The sequence below is a fragment of the Qipengyuania sp. L-5Y genome (assembly GCF_056859455.1).
Genome location: NZ_JBSXOM010000032.1, coordinates 55,169 through 78,123 on the forward strand (window position 1 = coordinate 55,169; position 22,955 = coordinate 78,123).

Genomic DNA, 22,955 nt, shown 5'->3' on the forward strand with positions numbered 1-22,955 from the left:
GCCAAGCCGCGATCAATATATTCCGCCCTGCTCCTCGACGAAGTCGTCGGCACGGACGCCATCCTGGTTGGCCTGTGCACGCTGCGCACCCTGCCTCGCCAGACGAATGAGCTCGAGAATCTCATTACGCTTGGCTGCAATTTCGTCCGACCGTGTTGCCCGCGGTGGCTCCGTATCGGGCTTGAAAGCTTCCCAGATGATTGACGCTGTCGGCTCGTCCGAAGGCGTTCCTTCGAACACGCGCTTGCCGCTGCGACGATCGATCTTGACCATGCGGACGCCCGGCGGTGCAACGAAATCCTCGGCCTGCCAACGATCCTTCGTCGCCTCGATAAAGCGCTTCATGATTGTCGCAGCCGTATTGCCGCCCTGTACCCAACCCCCAAGATTGCGGGGCTGATCGAAACCGACGTACATACCTGCGATAATGTCGGGCGAGCCCCCGACAAACCATGCGTTGGTAGGTCCGTTGGTAGTGCCGGTCTTTCCGAAGAGCGGCAGGTCGAGGCTGCGCAGACGCACGGCTGTCCCGCGGGTTACGACGCCCTGCAGCATGTGGACCATCTGGAATGCGGTTCGCGGATCGAGCACCTGCCGGCCTGAAACTTCGAAACGCGGCATCGGCTGTCCATCCCATTCAGCCATGTTGCAGCCGGTGCAATTCCGACGATCGGTCCGATAGATTACCTTGCCGTCGCGATCCTGGACGTAGTCGATGACAGAACCATCATTCTGGCGTCCCCAATTGGCCAGTGCGGCATAGGCATTCACCATCCGCGCAACGGTCGTATCGCCGGCACCCAGGGCGAAGGAATAATACGGTTCGTATTTGCCGATCCCCATGCGGTCGATCGTCTTGATCACATTGTCCATGCCGGTGTCGTCCGCGATATGGACCGTCATGAGGTTGCGGCTCTGTTCGAGACCCCACCTCAAAGTGTGGACACCGCCGCCCCCGCCACCGAAGTTGCGGAAGCATTTATCGCCAAGATTGGCGCCCTGCCACACGCAGAAGGTCTGGTCCGGGACCTGCGTGGCCGGCGTCATGCCGTGATCGAGCGCGGATGCATAGACGAACGGTTTGATGGTCGAACCGGGCTGTCGAAGCGCCTGGGTCGCGCGATTAAAGCTGCCAAGTCGGCTATCGAAGCCGCCCTGCATGGCAAGAATGCGTCCGGTTTGTGGGGCTTCTGCCAGAAATGCGCCCGATACTTCGGGCACGCCGCGGATCGCATAACCGCTACCGGATTTGACCGCAGCAACAACATCGCCGACGGCCAGCGAAGAAGGCCCGCCCGACAAGGCGAACTCTTCGCCATCGGAAAAGCCAATCCGCCCGGGGGCAGTCACCACGCCCACACGCCAGTCCTCGTAATTGATCGAAATGTTCGATGAAGCCAACTGCGACGTCAGATCGCCATTGTCGGGATTGAGTGTCGCGATAGGCTTCGTAAAGCCGCGATTGCCATGATAGCTGATCAGCTGCTTGCGCAGCGCGTCGCGTGCCGCAAGCTGAAGCTCGGTATCCAGCGAAGTGCGCACCCACAGCCCACCAGCATAAACGCTGTTGCGGCCATCGTCTGCCGTCTCGCCGAACTTATCGATCAGTTGGCGGCGGACTTCTTCGAGAAAATAGCCGGCATCGGCAGAACGCTCGCTGCGCTGCTGGACGAGGCCCAGATCCTGACGTTTGGCCGCAGCGGCTTCTTGGGCCGTGACGAAATTGTTGGCGACCATCTGGTCGAGCACGAAGTTGCGGCGGGTGATAGCAAGGTCGTGATAGCGGGCGCGGCCGTAACGCTCGGGTGCCTTGGGCAGGATGGCCAGAAACGCCATCTCGTTCAAATCGAGATCACCGACATCCTTGTCGAAGTAAGCGCGAGCGGCAGCCTGCACACCGAAGCTGCGTCGCCCAAGCGGGATCTCGTTCAAATACAGTTCGAGGATTTCCTGCTTGGTCAGCACGCTTTCGATGCGTGTGGCGAGGACCATTTCCTTGAGCTTGCGGGTAACCGAATATTCGTCGCCAAGCAGCAGGTTTTTGGCGACCTGCTGGGTAATGGTCGAGCCACCCACCGCGCGCTGGCCGGAACCAAACTTCGTGGCATAATCGATTACCGCGTTCGCCGTTCCGGTAATGTCTACCCCGCCGTGGCTGAAAAAGGTCTTGTCCTCGGCAGAAAGGAACGCGTCGATCAGTTTCTCCGGAAAATCCACATACTGGAGCTGGACGCGCCGTTCGCGGGCATAAGTGTTGACGATTTCGCCATCGATGCCGCGCACTACTGTGGGCAGCGGCGTTTCATACTCCAGAAGCGATTCGGCGTCGGGAAGATTGCGACCGAGCGTCGCCCATGCCAGCAGGAGCATGACGATGGCGAACCCGCCAAGGTAACATGCGAAGCGCAGCCTGCGGCTATGCGCCCAATTGTCATTGAACCAATCGATCAGGCGCTTGGGATCGCGCATGATACGATAGCGATAATATTGAAGGGCTGACTGCTCGGACATGGTATGGGATCGGCCTCTAGCACGCCAATTCTGTAATTCGCCAGAACGAAGAGTGTTGGCCGGTCAGCTTTCTTGCTGTCGCGCGAAATAAATGCGGATAGCCCGCGCCATGACTTCGGCGAACCGTGATCTACCTTCGGGAGAAGCGAGACGCTGCGCATCCTCTTCGTTAGTTATGAAGCCGCTTTCGAAAAGGATCGATGGCACGTCTGGCGCGCGTAAAACCTTCAGTGCTGCTGATCGGCGCGCCTGCGGATGAAAATCGATGACCCCGTCAGCCTCGCGAAGGATCAGCCGAGCCAGCTCGTCCGACTTTTCCTGCGTCCTGCGTTGCGATAATTCGACCAGTATGGTGCTTACAGCGTCGCTCTCACCGCCGACATCGACACCGTTCAATCGGTCGGATGCATTCTCCCGTTCAGCGAAACGAGCAGCCGCCTGGCTGGAAGCCTGGTTAGACAGCGTATAGATGCTGGCCCCAGTTACATCGGCAGCGTCTCCGGCACTATCGGCATGGATCGATATGAACAGATCGGCACCGAGCTTGCGAGCGATATCGACCCGCTCGGCGTGAACAAGATAGCGATCCTCGTCTCGCGTCAGTGCGACGCGCACCCCACCCCCTTTCTCGAGCTCATCGCGCAGTGCCCTCGCCAGATCGAGCACAATAGTCTTTTCTCGATAGCCTTGACCCGCCGCCCCGGGATCATGTCCTCCGTGGCCGGCATCTATCACAACCAGCGGTGCGCTGTTCGCCCCCTCCACGTCTGGGAGCGATCCTGGCGTATCCGCAACGGGAAGTTCGATATGAACGACGTAGCCCCGGCCTATCTCAGGAACGGGAATACGCACGGCTGTCATGGCGAGTACAGCCAGCACTGCGAGCGGCAGCAACGTCAGCAAAAGGATTTGCGCGCGCATCGTCATTACGGGCACGGTTACCGCCTTGTTATCCAATGACGCAATATGGTTGCCGTGCGAAACCCACGGTGCTAGCGATAGTTCATCGGTTACGAGGTGCCTCCGATCGGCGCGAATATTGCGCGACGAAGAGGGTCACCGAAAAAAGCCGTTCTTTTTCAGGCCACAACGGCTTCCGCCGTGAAGGCCCAAATTAATACAGGTTGATGCCGGACATGGCCCGTTTCTCCCCGATAACAGCAGCGCAGGCGATTGCCTTTGCCGCTATTTCGGGCCGGACAGCGCTGCAGATGCGCAAGGCATGCTCGGCACTCACAAATACCCGGCCCCATGCAGTTGCTGGACCTGGCCGGTTCACAAACACCGCGAAGCCCGGATCGGGCCGCGGACTTTCCAACATAATACGCCGCGCAGATTCAGGATCACACCTGTCCCGTCGCGGCTGGAGACATATCAATGGCAACGCGCATGCTAATCGATGCGCGCCACCAGGAAGAAACCCGGGTGGCGGTGCTCAAAGGCAACCGGATTGAGGAATTCGATTTCGAATCTGCCGATCACAAGCAGATCAAAGGAAACATCTATCTAGCTAAAGTAACCCGGGTCGAACCGTCGCTTCAGGCAGCGTTCGTCGATTTTGGCGGCAACCGTCACGGTTTCCTGGCTTTCAGCGAAATCCATCCCGATTATTACCAGATACCCAAGGAAGACCGCGAAGCCCTGCTCGCTGCGGAAGCCGAAGCTGCAGAAGAAGAGCAACGACTGCGCGATGAGGAAGAGCAACGCGGCGAAATGCCGGGCGACGAGTACGACGCGGATGATGAAAGCTCCGAAGCGCTCGCCGAAGACCTTGCCGAAGATGGCCTCGAAGAAGTCGATACGTCCGACAAGGACGATGTCGCTACGATCGAAGAAGGCCACATGGAAAATGGCGACGATGACGATGACGATTCGTCCGATGAGGATTCCGACGAAGACGGTCGATCGCGAGGTCGTGACCGCAACCGCCGCGGCCGTGGACGGCGACAGGGCAAAGGTGGCCGGAGCCGTGCCAAGGAAGTCGACGAAGCCCGCGCCAAGCGCATGGCGCTGCGCCGTCGCTACAAGATCCAGGATGTCATCCAGCGCCGCCAGGTTCTGCTTGTCCAGGTCGTCAAGGAAGAACGCGGCAACAAGGGTGCTGCATTAACGACATATCTCAGCCTGGCCGGGCGTTACACGGTCCTCATGCCGAACAGCAGTCATGGTGGCGGTATCTCCCGCAAGATCTCGTCGGCATCTGACCGCAAGCGGCTCAAGCAGGTCGTCTCCGATCTGAGCTTGCCCAAATCGATGGGCCTTATCGTCCGAACGGCTGGGCTCAGCCGCACCAAAACGGAAATCAAGCGCGACTTCGACTACCTCGCCCGCCTTTGGGATGAAATTCGCGAACGCACCTTGTCCTCCAGCGCGCCGGCACTGATCCATTCGGACAGCGACCTTATCAAGCGCGCAATACGCGACATCTACAATCGCGAAATCGAAGAAGTCGTGGTCGAAGGTGAACCCGGTTACAAATCGGCCAAGGAATTCATGAAGCTGCTGATGCCCAGCCACGCACGGCGGGTTAAACAGTATTCTGATCCGGTGCCTCTGTTCCAGCGCTACGGTGCGGAAGACGAACTGAAGGCCATGTACGATCCGGTCGTACAACTTAAGTCGGGCGGATATCTCGTAATCAATCCGACCGAAGCGCTGGTGTCGATCGACATCAACTCCGGACGCTCGACCAAAGAGCACAATATCGAGCAGACGGCACTTCACACCAATCTCGAGGCAGCGCGCGAAATCGCTCGCCAGCTGCGTCTGCGCGACATGGCTGGTCTGGTGGTCATCGATTTCATCGATCAGGAGCATCATTCGAACACCCGCAAGGTCGAAAAGGCGATGAAAGAAGCGCTCAAGAACGACCGTGCCCGTATCCAGGTCGGTCGTATCTCCAGCTTCGGCCTGATGGAAATGAGCCGCCAGCGTCTACGCACCGGCGTGCTCGAAGCGACCACCCGTGATTGTCCGCATTGCGATGGGACCGGCCTCGTCCGCACTGCATCTTCCGCAGGTCTGTCCGCCCTTCGCCTGATCGAAGACGAAGCGGCCAAGGGCAAGGGATCGATCATTCGCCTCGCCGCCAGCACCGAAGCGGCGATCTATCTCCTGAACGAAAAGCGCGCCGATCTCATGGAGATCGAACAGCGCTATGGCGTAACGGTCGAAGTCGTGCCCGAGGGTGAGGAAGAAGGCGCGAAGATGACCGTGTCGAGCCACGGGCCGAAGCCGAAAGATGCCCCGCGCTTCGAACCGATTGTTCAGGAAGACGACGAAGAAGAAGACCTGCCCGAGCAGGATGAGGAAACCGACGAGGACGAGAACGATGATGATCGTCCCCGCAAGAAGCGCCGCCGCCGGCGCGGGGGCCGTGGCCGCAACAAGAACCGTCAGCGCGACGACGAAGACGGCGACGATGATGACGATGGCGACGAAGCTTCAGACGAGACGCGCGACGAAAGCGATGATGAAGACGGCGACGACAAGCCGAAGAAGCGCCGTCGCCGCAGTGGCCGTCGCCGTGGCGGACGTGGTCGCGGAAAGAAGTCGGACGATATGACTTCGGAAGACACCGATGAACTCGGTGAAGTTTCCGAAGTGGTCGTAGAAGACATGGCTGTTGTCGCTGGCCCCGAAGACTCACCGGAAACGGCCGAGGCTGCTGCCGATACGGAAGCCGAAGAAAAACCGAAGCCGAAAAAGCGCGCGCCGCGCAAGAAGAAGGTCGAGCCCGAAGCGGCAGCGGAACCGGAAGAGGCCGAAAAGCCCAAGCCGAAGAAGCGCGCACCGCGCAAGAAAAAGGCCGACGCCGAAGCACCTGCTGTCGAAGCTGCGCCCGAGCAGTCTGAAGCGTCTATCGAGGAAGAAAAACCGAAGCGGACACGCCGGAAGGCTCCCGCCAAGAAGACGGCTGCCAAGGCCGAGGCTGACCCTGCGAGCGAAGCTTCGCAAGCACAGCCTGAAGCCGATCTGCCGGCAGCGCCGGACGCAGCCCCTGAACAGCCGAAAGAGGCCCCCGCGCCGAAGCGCGGCTGGTGGCAGCGGACTTTCGGAGACGACTAGGTTATTAGAAGGATCGGCGGGCCGATGGCTCGTCGATCCTTATGCCTTGCGCGCTACACCCCATTCCATCCACCCCATCACCTTGGGTGCTTTCTTAAGATAGGCCTGGCCGAGGGGTTCCACGGCAAAGCCTGCCGCTCGCAGGGCAGAGCCGATTGGGCGGGTCAGGTGACAGCCGCCCGCCAATGGTTTCCAAACCGGTTCGATCCGCTCCTGCCAGCGAGCGACCGCCGCATCAGGCGCACGCCCATGTTCCAGGAACAGAAGCCTTCCATTTTGAGCTAGAATCCGTCGCAATTCGGATAGCACACTCGTGGGATCATCGACCGAACACAGTGTGTAGGTGCAGACTACCGTATCGAAAGATCCGTCCGGAAAAGGGATGTCCTCCCCTACACCTTGGCGAATATCGACGCTCCAACCCTTCGCGCGGGCGCGGTTACGAGCGCCGTCTAAAAGTTTTGCATGGGGGTCTATGCCCGAGAACGATGTGACCGCGTCGGCGTCGTAAAGTGCCTGATTGAGCCCGCCACCACAGCCGATCTCGAAAACCCGGCCTCGGGCGAGTGGCACGATCTGGCGCCGCCGCTTCTCGATCCCTTCTTGCCCGCATGCAGCCGTGATCACTCGCGGCATCACGTGGTCATCGTACCAGGCTTTCATCCCCACAGCGCAATATCCTCCGGTTGCGCGACAAATCGAAGGCTACGCTGTTTCTTGACGGCGACAAGTCGTTTCTTCCTGTCCGTAAAGGGTTGGCAGGCTGACGAGGAAACGGTGCGATCGCCTGCTTACACCGTAAAATTCACCCTGCCCTCAGGCAGGAATTTCCGCTCCCTGCCAGTCGAACAGCTTCCCGCTATCGCCCGGTTCGAGACTATCGATCACAGCTAACAGGTTGGCCGCCGCTTGCGCAGGAGGGACCACCTGACCATCCGGCAAGTTGGACTGGAACGGCTTGGAAAGATCCGTATCGACAGTTCCGGGATGCAGGCCGACCACGACCGCACCCTTGTGCGTTCGTTTCATCTCGATCGCGAAATTCTTGATGAGCATGTTGAGCGCCGCCTTGCTGGCGCGGTAGCTGTGCCAGCCACCCAGTACATTGTCGGAAATGGATGCGACCCTGGCCGACAACGCGCCAAAGAACGCGCGCCCATCGCGCGGCAGCAGCGGCAGCATATGCTTGGCGATAAGCGCAGGTCCGATCGTATTGATGCGAAACGCTTCTTCCATGGCCTCTGCGCGGAGCTTGCGGAACGATCGCTCGGGCCCGGTCCCGTCGGCAAGTGTCAGAACACCGGTTACGACCAGTACCATGTCGGGCGGATTTTCGGCCATTTGCTCCGCCACAGCAGCAATCGAGTTCTCATCAGTCAGATCGAAACGGAACCCCCGAAACCGACCGTCGACCGCCCTGCCCGAGCGACTGCCCGCCCAGGCCTCCGTGCCGCGATCTGCCAGAGCCGTGGCAAGCGCGTTTCCGATGCCACCACTCGCGCCAAAGATCGCGGCCCGGCGCACTGTCTTTTCTGTCGCCATGATATCTGTTCAGACCATTGCCCGGCCAAGCGGTTCCCGGCGTCTCTGTACGGCAATTGCCGGGCCAGCTCGTCGAATTGTGCATGCGCACGCCCTTGCACCGCGCGCCACAAGCGCTAATGGGTTTCACCAAGCAACAGGACCGATACTGCACATGGCGACCTTCACCCTTCCCAAGAATTCGAAGATCACCGGCAAGAGCCGCGACCACAAGGCCGAGGGCGGCGCCCGCATCCGCAAGTTCAAGATTTATCGATACGATCCCGACAGCGGCGAAAACCCGCGTTACGACACGTTCGAGATCGATCTGGACGATTGCGGTCCGATGGTCCTCGACGCTCTGTTCAAGATCAAGAACGAAATCGATCCGACGCTGACCTTCCGCCGGTCCTGCCGCGAAGGGATCTGCGGATCGTGTTCAATGAACATGAACGGGAAGAACGGTCTCGCCTGCACTACCGCTATCGAAGATCTGAAAGGTGAAGTGCGGATCACGCCGCTTCCCAGCATGGACGTGATCAAGGATCTCGTTCCCGACTTCACGCATTTCTATGCCCAGTATGCCAGCATCCGCCCTTGGCTGCAGACGGTATCGACGACCCCATCGGGCAAGGAACGTCTGCAGACGCCGGAACAGCGTGAAAAGCTGGACGGGCTCTACGAATGCATCCTGTGCGCCTGCTGCTCGACCGCATGCCCGAGCTACTGGTGGAATTCCGACAAATTCCTCGGCCCTGCAATCCTTCTGCAGGCCTATCGCTGGCTGGCGGACAGCCGCGACGAGATGACCGGCGAACGTCTGGACCAGCTCGAAGACCCGTTCCGCCTGTATCGTTGCCACACGATCATGAACTGCGCGAACGTCTGCCCCAAGGGGCTAAGCCCAGCGAAGGCGATTGCCGAAACCAAGAAGATGATCGCCGAACGCGCGATCTGATCCCTTGGCACTACCCGACGACGTTTTCGAACACGGTCCAGATCCGGAAAATCCCGGCTGGCGGCATTGGAACCTGAAAGATCGGACGCTGTTCAACGGCGCGGTGATGGGCAAGCTCATCGCCCGTGTGGACGATGACGGGAAAGCCCGCCTGCGCATGTTTCCTGAACGGCGCCATGAAAACCTGCAGGGCATCGTTCATGGTGCGGTGACGCTGTCGCTGATCGACATCAGCCTGTTTACCACCATGCACACGATCGGATCCGGCAATGCCGGTCCATCGGTGACAGTGGAACTTTCCACCCAGTTCGTCGGCGGCGGGAAACCCGATCGCCCGCTCAATGCGGTGTGCGAAATCGTTCGGGAGACCGGCAGCATGGTATTCGTGCGCGGTATCGTGGAACAGGAAGAACATACCGTTGCCAGCTTCTCCGGTATCGTAAAGAAGATGAAGCGTCGCCCTGCCTCATGATCGGTATGCTCACCCGCTACGAGCGGCTGGTCGCCGCTGGCGAATTGCGTTCCGATCCCGACCAGCGCCGCGCTGCCGAACGGCTGGACCGGCTGCAGAAGGATCTGGAGGCGGAAAGTTCAGGCGGTCTGCTTTCGCAATTGTTCCGCGCCAGAAAGGCTAACCCGCAGGGCGTCTACATGTGGGGCGGCGTCGGTCGCGGCAAATCCATGCTCATGGACCTCTTCGTCGAAACTCTGGGCATCGATGAAAAGCGACGCGTGCATTTCCACGAATTCATGCTGGAGGTCGATCGCCGCATTCGCGAGCGCCGTGAATCCGATCCGGGCGATCCGACTGGCAAGGTCGCTCGTGATATCGCGCAGGATGTACGCTGCCTCGCATTCGACGAAATGGTCGTCAACAATACGGCCGATGCCGCGATCATGGCGCGCCTCTTCACGGCTCTTATCCGCGATCAGGGTGTTACGATCGTTACCACCAGCAACCGGCCTCCCCGCGATCTTTACAAGGACGGTCTGAACCGCTCCCTCTTCCTGCCCTTCATCGACCTGATAGAGGCAGATCTCCATGTCGTTTCGCTCAACGGGCCCACCGACTACCGAATGGACCGGCTGGGGGACATCGCAACCTGGCATTCCCCGCTCGGGGATGACGCCACTGCGCAGGTGCGCGAAGCCTTCTTCCGCCTGACCGATTACAAGCCGGAAGATGCCGCCAACGTGCCCAGCGCCGATCTCGATCTCGGTGGCGGGCGGACCTTGCACGTCCCCAAAAGCCTCAAGGGCGTGGGTGTTTTCAGCTTCAAGCGATTATGCGGCGAAAATCGCGGGGCGGCAGACTATCTCGCCATCGCACATGCCTACCATACCGTGATCGTTGTCGGAATTCCCGCCATGTCGCCCGACAACCGCAACGAGGCCATCCGGTTTACCAAGCTGGTCGATGCGCTCTACGAAAACAATGTGAAGCTGTTTGCCACGGCGGCCGCCGAACCGGAAAACCTATATACCGCCGGCGACGGTGCGTTCGAATTCGAACGGACCGTAAGTCGCCTGAAGGAAATGCAGAGCAGCGACTACATGGCTCGCGGTCACGGTGTCGCCTAAGCCTGCCGGGGCAGTTACAGCGGTGTTTCTTGACGGCTCTCTCGTCGGTCCCACATCAGGCGCATACCGGCGTTAACACCCCGCCGATGTGAGACTTTGACCATGATCGATATTCGTCCTTTCGCTTCCCTTGGGCACGCCAATCACGGCTGGCTCGATGCGCGTCATCATTTCAGCTTTGCCAATTATCATGATCCCGACCGTATGGGGTGGGGCAACATCCGGGTCTGGAACGATGACACGATCCAGGGTCAATCCGGGTTCCCCCCGCATCCGCACCGCGACATGGAGATTGTCACTTTCGTGCGCACCGGAGCGATCACTCATCGTGACAGCCTGGGTAACGAAGGCCGCACCGCCGCCGGCGATGTTCAGGTGATGAGCGCAGGCACTGGTATCACCCATGCCGAATATAATCTGGAAGGGGAAGACACCACGCTGTTTCAGATCTGGATCATCCCTGATCGTACGGGCGAAAAGCCGGGCTGGGGTCAGCGCGAATTTCCGAAAGCGACGCGCGAAGGCGGGTTTGCCGTTCTTGCGAGCGGCACGCCCGAAGCCGACGATGCCCTCCCCATTCGTACCGACGCCAAGGTTGCCGCAACGACACTCGCTGCTGGACAGACCGCCACATGGACCACGTCGGGCGAACGCCACCAGTATCTCGTCGCCCCCACGGGACGGGTAAAGGTCAACGGGATCGAGGCTCAACCACGTGATGGCATCGCTGTGACCGGCGAGACGGAGATCCTTGTCGAAGCGCTCGAAGACGCCGAAATCGTGCTGGTCGACGCGCGCTAAGCGCTCGGCTTGAGATGACGGAGTGACCGCTCTAGCATCAGCAATTGCCATAGGACGCGGCCATGATCGGACCGCCCCGAAATATGTTCGTCCGCAAGCCGTGCAAGCGCTTTGCGGGCGAACAGTCCGTTGCCCGTGAGCAGTTCGCTGGATGCAATCGCCCTCGCCTCGCTTGCCAGCGGTCCACGAAACCATTCCGCCAGTGGCGTGACGAAACCCTGCTTCTGCCGATACAATATGTCGTCGGGCAGGTAGCGCTCCATCGTGCGCTTCATGAGCCATTTGCCGCTCGTACCGCGTAGACGCTCGCGGTGCGGCAGACGCGCACCGAATTCGATCAGGCGATGATCCAGCAGTGGCTCGCGCGCCTCCAGTCCTACTGCCATACTCGTCCGGTCGGTCTTGGTCAGGATGTCTCCGGGCAGCCAGAACTTGAGATCGGCATATTGCGCCCGGTCGAGACCGCTTCGCGCAGGCGCATCTCGCATCAGCTCTTCCAGCGGTTGCTCCGCCCGATAATCGCCACGTTCGCGCAGGAACGCCGCATCATAAAGTAATTCGCGCTGCTCGGGCGAAAGGATCGCCAAGGCCCGTGCATAGCCAGCTTCACCGCTGCCCCCGAGAGACAGCAGGGTAGTTTTCGCGCGCAGCGGGCGCGGTGCCCAGTCCGCTTTCGGCCACAGACGTCCGAGCGTTCCGAACACCGGCTCGCGCAGCCCGCTCGGTAGAACAGATCGCACCTGCTCTTCGCGTGCATGGAATGCCTGACGTCGATATCCGGCGAACGCTTCATCGGCACCATCGCCCGACAATGCCACTGTCACATGTTCGCGCGCCAATTCGCATACCCGTAAGGTCGGCAGCGCGCTCGCATCCGCGAATGGCTCGTCGAAGATCGCGGCGATCCGGTCGATATCGCCGAACTGGTCGGAGGATACGATCCTTTCGTGGTGGTCGGTGGCGAACAGTTTGGCGACCTGTCGCGCGTAAGCCGTCTCATCGACACTTTCGACATCGAACCCGATCGAACAGCTGGTGACGGGCGCGGCGCTGCTCTCGCTCATCAAAGCGACGACGGATGAGCTGTCGACGCCTCCGGACAGAAACGCGCCCAGAGGGACGTCGGAAACCATTCTGCTCGTCACGCCTTCGCGCATCAGGTGGAGAAGCTGCGCGGAGAGGTCTTCGGTTCGCCCGTTCTCACGCCTGGTAAAATCCATGTCCCACCATTGCTTGGGCGGGCCAGGCTCGCGGCCATGATCCAGTAGCAGGAAATGTCCTGCCGGAAGCTTCTCAACCCCTTTCAGGATGGCGCGATGATCGGGCACATAGCCCCAAGTCATATAGTCTTCGATCGCCAGTGGATCGATCACTCGGCGCATCAGCGGATTGGCCAGAAGGCCCTTCATTTCGCTGGCGAAGGCGAGCGCGCCGCCCTCCAGTTGCGCCAGATAAAGCGGCTTCACCCCGAAACGGTCGCGGGCGAGGAAGAGCTGCCGCCGGTCGATGTCGTAGAGCGCAAATGCGAACATCCCATCGAGCCGGGACAGGCAATCCACGCCCCATTTCTGCCAGGCGGCAAGAATGGTCTCGGTATCGCCATCGGTCCGGAAATGTGCTCCGCCGCGCTCCAGTTCGCGGCGCAGTTCGCGATAATTATATATCTCGCCGTTGAACGCGATCACGGCGCGCCCGTCCGCCGAACGCATGGGCTGTGGAGATCCGTCGAGATCGATGATCGACAGGCGTCTGTGACCAAGTCCGACGCCCGGTGCAGTCCAGACGCCGCTACCGTCGGGACCGCGGTGCGCCAACGCGTCGGTCATCCGTTCGACCCGCTTGGGATCGACCGGCTTTACCGTCTCGTAATGGAAAATCCCGGCGATCCCGCACATATGCGAGCGGGCCTAGCCGAGCCGCGGCATTACGGCAAAGACCAAAGCGGCAGTAAGTGTCGCGCCAAGGACAAGCGCGGGACTGGCACCGTTCCTCTCCAGCCGTTGCAACATTGGTAGGGCCGAAACCTGCTGCGCGCTCCAGCCTGCCTCTTCCGGCTCGCGCTCGAACCAGCGCCACGCCACTCCCAGAACCAGGGCGATGACAATACCGAAGAAGAACCAGCCGTAGACGATATGGTCGAAACTGCCGGCGGCTTCCGCGCCGACATACTGAGCAATGAAAATCGTTGCCCATGCCCGAATGCCGTTGGCCACGATCGGCACGATCACGCAGGCCAGTAGGAACAGGATGCGGCGTTTCCAGCTCGCAAAGCAGCTGTATGCAACCAGCACCCCAAGCGCGACCATGGCAACGAGGAACTTCACCCCGGAGCATTCCTCCGCCACGATAAACAGTCCGGCAGGCGTGTCGATATGGATGCCATCTGCCACCGTTTCGACACCGCTGAACAGTGTGAGTGCGGTCGCCATTTCTGCGGTGACATACTGCAAAGGCGGAATGATCTCGTCTCCGAAAGGAACGAGGAAGAACATGTAGGCCAGAGGAAAGGCAAGGATGAGCCCAACTCTGAGGCCGACTATCCCGAAGGTCGCACCCTGGAATGCCACGATCACGCCCAGTTGCGCGATCAGATTGATGTCAGCCGACCTACCGACGAAGCAGATGGCAAGACCAAGCAGGCACCAAAGAAAGCCCGGCCACCAGCCCCGGGCCTCGACCCGTGCCACTTCATCCCGGCGTATCCAGACGAGCCATGCCAGTATGGGCAGGATCAGGAGGATATGGCTGTAGGTGTCGATGTTCCACCATTGATGGGCCATCGCCGACCATTCCCTCAGCGTAGCTGCGAACAGCCCCACCCAGCCCAACGCAAGCAGCGCCGCGCTGCGGCCGCGGCCCGCAATCGATTGTCCGGTAATGGCAAGGTCAGGCTGCATCGCGTCCAGTGTCGCCGCTCACGAGCAAACGCTCAAGTTCAATGTCGACGCTGTCCCAGCTCATGTTCGCCAACACAAAATCGCGGGCGGCCCTGCCCATCTCGGCGCGCTTTCCTTCATCCGCCAGCAGTGTCGCCATCCGCCGCAGCATTTCAGGCGCTTCGGGCCGTGCCACCGCAAAGTGAACATCGTCCTGTGCTTCTATTCCGGTGGCCGCCCCCGGTGTCAGCACAACCGCCTTCGCCATGGCCATGGCCTCCAGAACCTTGTTCTGCACCCCGCGTGCTATCAGCAGCGGCGCCACGACAAGATCGGCAGATTTCAGGAAAGGCCGAACGTCCGGCACCTCACCCCATACGCGCACGCCGTTTTCGCCATGCCGGCTCCTGAGACTCGCTACAGGTGCACGTCCGACGATATGAAAACGTGCCCGATCATGCATTTTGCGCAGTTCGGGCATGACATTCTCTATCATCCATTCCGCCCCAGCCACATTGGGGGGATAGTCCATCTGACCCGTAAACAGCAGTTGGGGCCCCTCCCCCTCTTTCAGGTCAGGCTGCACCGGCACATGTGCCGGATCGAAGAATTCGGCATCGATCCCATTGCCCAGCGCCCGAACATTGATCGCTTCCGACCCATCTAGGCGTGACCGGAAAAGGGCGGCCTCGCTATCGCTGATCAGCAAGGTGGTATCCGCGCGGTTCGCCAACCGCATCTCTTCTGTAGCAAGCAGCCGCCCCTCGCGGCGATTGATCCACCTGCGCTGGCCGGCGTCGGCATAGGCTTCGAACTTGGCGCTATCCACATCGCACAGATCGATCACGACCCTACCCGCGAAGTCGTCCGGAATGTACTGCCCCATCTGGCTCGAAAAGACGAAAATCGTGTCGATCCGGTGGTTGCCCAAAGTCTTGGCAACGTAGCGGCGCATGGCAGCGTGATCGAAGGCGGTGAGGCTTACCGGCTTCCCCTTCAACACCGCCTCAATACCCGCCTGCGGCAGTGGCTTGGTGCGTTCGATCAGCGCATGTGTTTTGGCAACCAACGCAAGCGCGCTCTTCTGCGCCATATCATGCGATGTTTCGCCAAAGGTGCCCACATGCACCGGCCCCAGCTTCGCCAACCCCTTGAGCAAGTGATGCGAGCGGATCTTGTCGCCGCGATCCGGCGGAAAGGGGGCGCGGTGCGCAAGGAACAGGATCTCTCCCATGTCAGCCCAGCCCACGCGCGATCCAGGGACCCAGCCGGTTCGCGATCGGCAAAGGCAACCGCTTCCAAAGAGCGATCTTGGCGGAATAGCCCTCATCAGTCGGATCGACATTTCGCGCTGCTGTGCCCGGTGCCGACCAGGTGAAATAGGTCAAGGGCTGCGGTTCGAACCCCCAGTTCTTCTTGAACGCGAACGGCCCGCTTCCGACTTTCGAGCGCCCGAAATCGAAACGAACGCATCCCCTCCTGCGGGCGTGACACATCAGTTCGTAATACATCCGCTCATTGGCGCGCAGGTGGCGCGCTGCCCAGGTTCCACCGCCCCAGAACGGCATGACCGTTTCGTCATGATAGAGAGACAGCACGCTTGCCACTGGAACGCCTTGCTGGCGAACCGTCAGAATGTCCGCATCATCTCCGAAGATATCCAGAACAGCATCGAAAAGACTGCGCGGGAATACCGGCGTCCCGAGATTGCGCACGCTCTCGGCGTAAACGGCGTAATGGGCGGATCGCTCCTGCTCGTCACGTCCGATGCTCACCGAAAGGTCATTTGCCAGCCCCTTGCGAACTTCAGCGCGTGCTTTCCGGGGAATGGCGAGCAATTGCGCATCATCGTCTTCCGCCAGATCCGCAGCGAAGTTTGCATGCTTGCCATCGATAACCAGCCAATCGGGTGGAGCGGTTCCGCTGCGCAATTCAACTGTTGTGGCGGAACGACGCTGGGCCATTTCCTGCGCCGCCCGGCACAATTTCTCGGCGTCTTCGGTACGCGCGGCTAATACCCCGCCTCCTACACCGAAACCGCTCGATACCAAGGCGCGCCCGAAGATCGCCGAATGAATCTCGGTTAGCGGCAACCAGCCTACGACGCCGCCGCCGCGCTCCAGCATCAGCCCCACCGCTGAATTGCCCGTGCCCCGCTCGACCGCTTGCAGCCATGCCGGACGGTGAAAGATGCTGCCGCCGCGTTCCGCTACAAAGCGTTCGATCCGTGCCACGTCGGCCTTGTCGCTCAAGTCCGCCTGCCGAATAGTCGCGGTGTGACTGATCGGCGCGTTCATGCGGCCCACTTCACGCTGCGTGATCTTTCCTTTGCCGCGAGTTCGTCCATTCTACCCCAGGCAAAATCGCCGAGCAGGTCGGACAACTTGCCAGCCATTCTGGATAGATTGGTGTAATGTCTCAATCGCGATCGCACCGAAGCGTTGGACACCCGCGGTTGGTCGGGATCGACCTCCCATGGATGGAAATAGAATACCGCGGGTCGGTGATCGGAATTGACCTGCCTGATCGCCCAGCGGGTGAAGCTATAGGGGAGCACGCGAAAGAAGCCGCCGCCGCCTGCTGCAAGGCGGCGTTTACCCAACAGCGCAGTTGTGACCGGAATTTCGACGAGATCACTGCCCGGCACCGGGTCGAATGCGAAACGCGGCGCTTCGCGCCAACCATAGTGATCGTGGACTACCGGAGCGACCGATGACGAATAGGCATAGCCATGCTCTGCAAGGACCTGATGCGCCCATGGATTGCGCGCATCGATAGAAAAGCTGGGCGCACGATACCCCGTAACAGCTTTTCCGCTGGCATCTTCCAGAATAGCGCGCGCCTTGGCGATGTCGGCAGAAAACTGGTTGCGCGTGAGGGTAAAAACCCGTGTGTGATCGTAACCGTGGCTCGCCAGTTCGTGGCCCCGGTTGACGATCGACTGCATCGCTGCACGGTTGCGCTCTGCCACCCAGCCCAAGGTGAAGAAGGTCGCTTTCACCTCGGCTTCGTCGAACAGATCGAGAATGCGTGCGACGTTGTCCCCCACACGCAATTCCAGCCCATCCCAATCTGCACGCGAGATGGTGTTTTCGAACGCGCCGACCTGAAACCAGTCTTCCACGTCGACCGAGAGGCCGTTGACGATCATATTGTCGCTCAACGCTCGCTCCTCGCCATCTCAGGCCGCTGCGCGCGAACCCTGCGTTTCGAAATAGTCGATCATCATGGTGAGGACATGGCGCAAGGACCGCTCCTGCTCGTCGAGCCTGGCCTCGATGGCGACGAGACGCTGGCCGAGATCGTCCGGCACTTCGCCCGACGATTTGCTCTGTCCCAATTTCTCCACTTCGCGGCGCAGTGCCATCATGTGCTTGTCACGGTGCGCGAAGGCCGCTTCAATCGCTTCGATCTGGTGGTCGAGCAAGCCCTTGTTGCGGGTGTCCGCATCACCCTGTGCATCGGCGGCCGGACGCCGCGCTTCGTCCTTTACCTTGGCGATCGCGTCTGCGGCGGGGAGATCCCGGTCAGGACGCGGTTTCGCAGCTGCATCTTCGGCAGCCGCAGCGGCATCACCAGTCATCTCTTCGACGACTGCGTCGAGCATGTCGGTGTCCAGCACGGATTTCTCTTCGACGGCTCCTAGCAGAAGGAGGCGCGTCATGACCTGGTTTACCTTGCGCGGTATCCCACCCGTCGTCTTGTGCAGCCTTACCCAGATGCTGCCATCGAATTCCGGAGAACCCGTCCAGTCTACATGCTGAAGGCGATGCATCACATAAGGTTCGATTTCGCCGGGCTGCATCGGCTCGAGATGATGTGAGGCGATGACCCGCTGGCGTAACTGCTCCAGTTCATCCGACTGGGCCAGAAGCTGTTTGAACTCTGGCTGCCCAAGCAGCAAAGTCTGAAGCAACGGGTGTGAGCCCAGCTGAAAATTCGACAGCATGCGCAGCTCTTCGAGGGCGCCAATCGAGAGGTTCTGGGCCTCGTCAACGATCAGCAGTACGCGGCGGCCATTGCGTGCTTCTTCGTGAAGGAATAATTCGATCGCCGCCAGCGCCGCCGCCTTGTCACCGCCGGCGATGTCAAGACCGAAACTTCGCGCTGCAACGTGGATCATCTCGTCATCGTCCAGGGCGCTTGTCACGACTTCGCCAACGGTCATCCGTTCGGCATCGAGCTTCTGCTTCAGATGCGCGACAAGCGTGGACTTGCCCGAACCCACCTCTCCGGTGATGACGACGAAACCCTCACCCTGATTGAGGCCGTAGCCGAGATAGCTCAGCGCTTTCTTGTGCGTGAGGCTCTCGAAATAGAAAGCCGGATCGGGCGTGAGCTGGAAGGGGCGCTCGCTGAAACCGTAGAACTCTTCGTACATGGCGCGCTGTCCTATCAGAAATCGTAACGCAGGCCGAGAAGGGCCGATGCAGTTGTGAAGTTATCGGGTGCAAGATCGCTGTCGAGCATCGAGATGGCGACGGCGGCACGTGCCGAAAGGTTGCGATATATCTCTTCGGTATAGCTTCCCGAGGCGCCGATGGCGCGCACGCTATCCGTTCCCAACGCACCGCTATCGAACCAGCTGGCGAAGGTGTTGATGGCGAAGGAAGCCCGCGAGCCCACCGGCCCGGACACGCCTGCAGTCACGTAATAGCTTTCGTCGACTACCCCATCCGCAAGCTCGAGCACGGTTCCCGGCGCACCGATAAACCTGCGGCGGTCGTATCCGGCCCCGATGCCGGCGGTCATCCGGCCGATTTGCCTGCTGTAACTTGCGACTACACCGCGTCCGCGAAAGACCGATGATCTCAGCGATCCGAACAGACCGTCAATGCAGCCGTTACCGTCGACCGTGTTAACGCACCCGGTCAACTCGCCCGTGATCGGATCGCGGATCACACTGAAATCGGTAGGTAAGGCTGCGATCGCGTTGTTGAGACGTCCACCGAAGCCCTGAATACCGTCATATACGGCAATCTGCAGATTGCTGCGGCGGTTCGGCTGCCAGCTAAAGCTGCCGTAGAATGTTTCACTGTCGTACCGATGCCCGAAATGCGCCTCGAGTTGGGTCCTGCTGCTGGGGCTCCAGACGACGCCGACATCCCAGATCAGCCCGCTTGCATCGTAAGCGATGACACGCGGGGCTGCGGGATCAGTGACGAAGCGTCCGTTTGTGTCGATCACAGGATTGCCATCCGCATCACGCAGGGCATCCCGGCTCGACACCTCTACATCCTCGACGCCGACCCCTGCCACGAAGGCCAGCGTCGGCGTGATTGGAACGGTCACATCGCCGCGTACATAAGCGTCGCGCACCCGCTGATCGAGGTTGGAAACGTCCTCCTGATAGAAGCCGGCACCTACGCCGACGCCGACCGGAAAAGGACGGTATGGGCGCGTTCCGGCTCTCACCGTTGCACTGTGGGTGATGCTGTCGTCGAAGAGGTCCGCGGGCGTTCCGCCTGCTGTCACGAAATCCGGACCATCCACGCGGGTATAGCCAATGCGGTAATTCGCGTTGATATCGACATCGCCGGCGCGTGTCTGAAGGTTGGGCCCGGCATAAACCGAATAGGTCTGGGTCGACAGATTGTCGTCCACGATCGGGTTGAACACCGAGCGCCCCTGCGCATCGACGCGCGTGCTGCTTGCCAGCGCACCTGCCTCGACGGTCAGCACCCGCGGAATGATCGAGGCGTAACCCCGGGCCAGACCCGTGATAGTATCCGAATCCGCACCGTCGGACTGATGGGCGAAATTGCGCTCGTAACGCAATGAAACGCTGCCGCCGTTGTTGCGGCCGTTAATCGTTGCATCAACGCCGGCAGCAAGCTGCGTATAGGTCACCACGTCGCTCACGGGCGAAATCTGCCAAGCGGCGATATTGTTGAATTCGATGTACGGATCGATGGACATGCGCCCGCGGCCATTCGAGGGGGCTTCGCTCTCGCTCGCGGTCGTATCCTCGCCCGAGTAAGTCTGCGCCTGCAACGGCGCCGCAATCATCATCCCAAGGAGCAGCAGACCACGCGCAAACCAGAACACCTTTTCGTTACAAGACATGGAGTTATTCCCCATATCCATAGTAACTTCCGAACTTTCGTCCGCTCGGGCTGAATGTCGCATCATTGAGCACCAGCTTGATGTCTGGACATGCCGACAGGAGATCGATGGCATCCTCCAGCGCAGCGCGGCTGCTCATGTCCGCGCGCGCGACAAGCAGCGCCTGGCCGACGTGCTTGGCAAGCTCGGCAGCAGGTGTAGCTGCCAATGTAGGCGGGCTGTCAAACACGATGATCCTGTTCGGGGCGCCGCGTGTCAGCCTGTTGAGGACGGACCAGGTGCGTTCGCTGGCAAGATATTCGCTATCGCGGCCTGTGCGCTGGCCGGCAGGCAACACCCAGAGCCCAGGAATATCGGTGCCGACGACGAAATCTTCGATGTGAGCCGCCGGATTGGCAAGAACGTCCATGAAGCCCTTGCCGGCGTCCAGGCCCAGCTTGCCCATGATCGACGGTTTGCCGAAATCGGCGTCGACCAGCAGCACTTCCAGATCGCGCTCGCCCGCCAGAGCGATGGCGAGGTTGAGCGCACAAAAGGTCTTCCCCTCGTTAGGATGCGGCGAACACACCAGCACCCGGCGCGCCTGAGGACTTCCCTCCGCCTTCGCAGCCGACAGAACCTGACGCTTAACGATGCGAAATTCTTCGAGCAGCGTCGATGCGCCGCCGTCGGGATCGATCAGGCCGTTCTCCCGCAGCAGCGACCGCACCACTTCGTGTTTGCGACCGGTGAACGTTATGGCCGGAGTTTCCGGCTCTACAGGCGCTACCACCGTCGGCGCAGCAACATCCACCGACTGCGCCGGCTCGCCGATCCAGTCGGATGCGCGCCGCTTGGGCGTCTCTGCAACAGGCTTTGAGGCCGGCTCTGGCTTGCGCTTTGGTGCAAACTTCTTCGCTTGCTCCCCGTCAAGCTCGCTAGGCACGGCTGCCGGAACGAGAGCATCCAGACCGAATGCACCGCTGGCGCGTTCGAACAGCGATGCGCTTTTCTCCTTACCCGCGTCTTCCTTGGGCGGTACGATATTCGTTGGCTTGTTCACTGACACGATCCCCTCAGGCCACCGATCCGACCTGGATCATCTCGACTGCCAGCAGCAGGAAGCAGACTGCCCCCAGCCCACCGGCGCCCGCCAGAAACTGTTTCAACCGCAATCTTTCGTGTCGCCGTGCGGCGTCGGTCATCGATCGGGAAATGGTCCCGATGACCGGCAGGTCCAGCGTGCGCTGCAATTTGTCGGATGTGGTGAAGCTCGACGTGAGCTGCCCCATGACGAAGGCGACGGCCGAACCGGCTCCGATGCCGAGGATCAGGACCACGAACAAGAGCAGCGGGCGGTTGGGTGCCGCTGGTCTGCGCGGAGCTGTTGGCTGGTCGATGACTTCGAACTTGAACGCACTACGCTCGGTTTCAACCTGACCACGCAGGCGCATTTCCTCACGGTTTCTCAACAGCTCATCGTACTTGTCTTTGAGTACCTGATAATCGCGGCTGATGCGGTTGGCCTCGGCGGCAACGGCTGGCTCATCCGCCTGTGCTGCGATCAGCGCCGAGATGTCCGATTGCAAGGCCGCCTTGCGTGCCTCCAGCGCCTGGACATTGGCTTGCCGTTCCGCGCGAATGGACTGAAGCGACGTGTAGGCCGGGTTGGGCGAACCGCCGGTTCCGGCAGGTTCGTTTGCGGCCTGTTCACGCAGCGCTTCCACCTGACGCTTTTGCGACTGGATATCGGGATGACTGTCCGTGAGGCCGCGCGCGCGCATGGCGGCAAGCTGCGACTGCGCCTGAGCCAGCGCGTTACGGGCACCGCCACTATCGGCAGTCATGATGCTGCGCGGCGTGCTGGCAAGCTGCCCGTTGATGGCGGCAAGCGCGCTTTGCGCCGCAGCGATATCGGCATCCACCCCTCGCATTTCGGTGCGCATGCCCTGCAGACGCCCCGCGACCGTTGCCGTGCCGCCCACCAGATCGGGGTTCTGCGCCTCGAACGTCAGACGGCGCTGCTCCGCCGATTCCAGTTCGGCCTTGCGATCGTTCAACTGCTCGTCGAGGAATGCGATCGTGCTCGCAACTTCACCGCGATTGCCGGCTACGTTCGATTCCCGAAAAATGTCGATGAGGCTTTGAACCACGTCCTTGGCGAGCGCGGCGTTTTCAGCATCGCTCAGGTTCGATTTGCCAATGGTGGCGGTAATTTCGAACAGATTGTCCTGCTCGCTTTTGACGACGATGCTTTCCGTCAGGCTCTTGACCGCGGCCTGCATCTCCGCATCCGTCACCACTTTCTCGCCCAGCTTCGTGGTGCGGATCACCCGTTCCAGATTGACCCCGCTTACCAGGGTCTGGCGAACCTTGGTAATGGCCTGCTTGCCATCGCCGGATATGTCGAGCTGTTCGGACAGGACATCTTCCAGTTCGACGTAGATCCGCGCCCTGCTTTCATAGCTGTTGGGGATGAATGCGATCGCCAGCCAGCCAAGGACGCAAATGACCCAGGCCACGCCGAGCGCGACCCAGCGGCGGTTCCAAACCGTATGCAGCGCGCTGCGGATCTCGTCGAAGACTTCCTGCAT

At 60.6% G+C, this 22,955-nt stretch carries 18 protein-coding genes; 5 read left to right on the forward strand and 13 right to left on the reverse strand.

Annotated features, from left to right (window positions below; all coding sequences use genetic code 11):
• Positions 1–12: 12 nt before the first annotated feature.
• Together AC13F2_RS13915 and AC13F2_RS13920 are read right to left on the reverse strand one after the other, a co-directional pair.
• Positions 13–2,511 (reverse strand): penicillin-binding protein 1A, encoded by a 2,499-nt coding sequence (locus tag AC13F2_RS13915; RefSeq protein WP_222828067.1) that lies wholly within the window; start codon positions 2,509–2,511, stop codon positions 13–15.
• A 63-nt stretch (positions 2,512–2,574) separates the two neighbouring features.
• Entirely contained in the window at positions 2,575–3,438 is an 864-nt protein-coding gene (locus AC13F2_RS13920) for an N-acetylmuramoyl-L-alanine amidase family protein (RefSeq protein WP_482965737.1), read from the reverse strand.
• Between the two features lie 450 nt (positions 3,439–3,888).
• On the opposite strand from AC13F2_RS13920, the gene AC13F2_RS13925 reads away from it, so the two are divergent.
• Positions 3,889–6,579 (forward strand): Rne/Rng family ribonuclease, encoded by a 2,691-nt coding sequence (locus AC13F2_RS13925; RefSeq protein ID WP_482965550.1) that lies wholly within the window; start codon positions 3,889–3,891, stop codon positions 6,577–6,579.
• A 39-nt stretch (positions 6,580–6,618) separates the two neighbouring features.
• Here the strand turns inward: AC13F2_RS13925 and AC13F2_RS13930 are convergent, their stop codons facing one another.
• Both AC13F2_RS13930 and AC13F2_RS13935 read right to left on the reverse strand, forming a co-directional pair.
• Complete coding sequence (locus tag AC13F2_RS13930) at positions 6,619–7,242, reverse strand: class I SAM-dependent methyltransferase (protein WP_247714433.1); 624 nt, start codon at positions 7,240–7,242, stop codon at positions 6,619–6,621.
• 153 nt (positions 7,243–7,395) lie between these two features.
• Positions 7,396–8,121 carry an SDR family NAD(P)-dependent oxidoreductase gene (locus AC13F2_RS13935; RefSeq protein WP_482965551.1) on the reverse strand — a complete coding sequence of 242 codons (726 nt, stop codon included), beginning with the start codon at positions 8,119–8,121 and terminating at the stop codon, positions 7,396–7,398.
• A gap of 154 nt (positions 8,122–8,275) precedes the next feature.
• Here AC13F2_RS13935 and AC13F2_RS13940 point away from each other — a divergent pair, with 154 nt between their 5' ends.
• From AC13F2_RS13940 to AC13F2_RS13955, 4 genes are all read left to right on the forward strand, one after another.
• A complete protein-coding gene (locus AC13F2_RS13940) occupies positions 8,276–9,058 on the forward strand; it encodes a succinate dehydrogenase iron-sulfur subunit (RefSeq protein WP_103023741.1) in 783 nt (260 codons plus the stop codon).
• A 4-nt stretch (positions 9,059–9,062) separates the two neighbouring features.
• Positions 9,063–9,530, forward strand: coding sequence for a PaaI family thioesterase (locus AC13F2_RS13945; RefSeq protein ID WP_482965552.1), 468 nt, complete (start codon positions 9,063–9,065; stop codon positions 9,528–9,530).
• Complete coding sequence (zapE, locus tag AC13F2_RS13950) at positions 9,527–10,639, forward strand: cell division protein ZapE (RefSeq protein WP_482965553.1); 1,113 nt, start codon at positions 9,527–9,529, stop codon at positions 10,637–10,639. The genes AC13F2_RS13945 and zapE overlap by 4 nt, the downstream gene beginning before the upstream one ends.
• Positions 10,640–10,741: 102 nt before the next feature.
• Positions 10,742–11,440 (forward strand): pirin family protein, encoded by a 699-nt coding sequence (locus tag AC13F2_RS13955; RefSeq protein ID WP_196846052.1) that lies wholly within the window; start codon positions 10,742–10,744, stop codon positions 11,438–11,440.
• Here AC13F2_RS13955 and AC13F2_RS13960 read toward each other — a convergent pair.
• Genes AC13F2_RS13960 through AC13F2_RS14000 form a run of 9 tightly spaced genes read right to left on the reverse strand, consistent with a single transcriptional unit; the run spans position 11,437 to position 22,955 of the window.
• Positions 11,437–13,335, reverse strand: a complete 1,899-nt coding sequence (locus AC13F2_RS13960; RefSeq protein ID WP_482965554.1) for an XrtA/PEP-CTERM system amidotransferase — start codon at positions 13,333–13,335, stop codon at positions 11,437–11,439. The two genes, AC13F2_RS13955 and AC13F2_RS13960, sit on opposite strands and share 4 nt — an antisense overlap.
• 12 nt (positions 13,336–13,347) lie before the next feature.
• On the reverse strand, positions 13,348–14,337 hold the full coding sequence (gene xrtA / locus AC13F2_RS13965) for an exosortase A (RefSeq protein ID WP_482965555.1): 990 nt from the start codon (positions 14,335–14,337) through the stop codon (positions 13,348–13,350).
• Positions 14,327–15,565 (reverse strand): TIGR03087 family PEP-CTERM/XrtA system glycosyltransferase, encoded by a 1,239-nt coding sequence (locus AC13F2_RS13970; protein WP_482965556.1) that lies wholly within the window; start codon positions 15,563–15,565, stop codon positions 14,327–14,329. Before AC13F2_RS13970 ends, xrtA begins: the two co-directional genes overlap by 11 nt.
• Positions 15,552–16,613 carry a FemAB family XrtA/PEP-CTERM system-associated protein gene (locus tag AC13F2_RS13975; protein ID WP_482965557.1) on the reverse strand — a complete coding sequence of 354 codons (1,062 nt, stop codon included), beginning with the start codon at positions 16,611–16,613 and terminating at the stop codon, positions 15,552–15,554. The genes AC13F2_RS13970 and AC13F2_RS13975 overlap by 14 nt, the downstream gene beginning before the upstream one ends.
• Positions 16,610–17,467, reverse strand: a complete 858-nt coding sequence (locus AC13F2_RS13980) for an XrtA system polysaccharide deacetylase (protein WP_482965738.1) — start codon at positions 17,465–17,467, stop codon at positions 16,610–16,612. Before AC13F2_RS13980 ends, AC13F2_RS13975 begins: the two co-directional genes overlap by 4 nt.
• Positions 17,468–17,497: 30 nt before the next feature.
• Entirely contained in the window at positions 17,498–18,697 is a 1,200-nt protein-coding gene (locus tag AC13F2_RS13985; RefSeq protein ID WP_482965558.1) for an XrtA/PEP-CTERM system-associated ATPase, read from the reverse strand.
• A gap of 14 nt (positions 18,698–18,711) precedes the next feature.
• Positions 18,712–20,382, reverse strand: a complete 1,671-nt coding sequence (locus AC13F2_RS13990; RefSeq protein ID WP_196846047.1) for a preprotein translocase subunit YajC — start codon at positions 20,380–20,382, stop codon at positions 18,712–18,714.
• A gap of 4 nt (positions 20,383–20,386) precedes the next feature.
• Entirely contained in the window at positions 20,387–21,424 is a 1,038-nt protein-coding gene (locus AC13F2_RS13995) for a P-loop NTPase family protein (protein WP_482965559.1), read from the reverse strand.
• Positions 21,425–21,437: 13 nt separating this feature from the next.
• Positions 21,438–22,955 (reverse strand): XrtA system polysaccharide chain length determinant, encoded by a 1,518-nt coding sequence (locus tag AC13F2_RS14000; RefSeq protein WP_397490948.1) that lies wholly within the window; start codon positions 22,953–22,955, stop codon positions 21,438–21,440.